This window comes from Chromohalobacter sp. 296-RDG, from assembly GCF_029889885.1.
Taxonomy (GTDB): domain Bacteria; phylum Pseudomonadota; class Gammaproteobacteria; order Pseudomonadales; family Halomonadaceae; genus Chromohalobacter.
In genome coordinates this window covers 1-842 of record NZ_JARANY010000278.1, presented here as the reverse complement: position 1 = coordinate 842, position 842 = coordinate 1, and the positions used below count along the sequence as shown (strand labels likewise).

Genomic DNA, 842 nt, shown 5'->3' with positions numbered 1-842 from the left:
TGAAATCGAGTAGGTCGGGGCACGTGAAACCTTGACTGAAGACGGGGGGACCATCCTCCAAGGCTAAATACTCCTGGCTGACCGATAGTGAACCAGTACCGTGAGGGAAAGGCGAAAAGAACCCCGGCGAGGGGAGTGAAATAGATCCTGAAACCGTATGCGTACAAGCAGTGGGAGCAGATGCGTTCTGTGACCGCGTACCTTTTGTATAATGGGTCAGCGACTTATATTCAGTGGCGAGCTTAACCGACTAGGGGAGGCGTAGGGAAACCGAGTCTTAACAGGGCGCTGAGTCGCTGGATATAGACCCGAAACCGGGCGATCTATCCATGGCCAGAGTGAAGGTCAGGTAACACTGACTGGAGGCTCGAACCCACCTATGTTGAAAAATGGGGGGATGAGCTGTGGATCGGAGTGAAAGGCTAATCAAGCCCGGAGATAGCTGGTTCTCCTCGAAAGCTATTTAGGTAGCGCCTCACGTATCACCGTCGGGGGTAGAGCACTGTTTCGGCTAGGGGGCCATCCCGGCTTACCAATCCGAGGCAAACTCCGAATACCGATGAGTGCAGCGTGGGAGACACACAGCGGGTGCTAACGTCCGTTGTGAAAAGGGAAACAACCCAGACCGTCAGCTAAGGCCCCCAAATGCTGGTTAAGTGGGAAACGATGTGGGAAGGCTTAGACAGCTAGGAGGTTGGCTTAGAAGCAGCCATCCTTGAAAGAAAGCGTAATAGCTCACTAGTCGAGTCGGCCTGCGCGGAAGATGTAACGGGGCTCAAACCAGATGCCGAAGCTACGGACTCATCCACAGGGTGAGTGGTAGAGGAGCGTCGTGTACGCCT

General features: G+C 54.4%; 1 rRNA gene. It reads left to right on the top strand.

Features of this window, described 5'->3' with window-relative positions:
* Positions 1-842: ribosomal RNA gene (locus OP495_RS18515) — 23S ribosomal RNA — on the top strand; the annotation flags it as partial.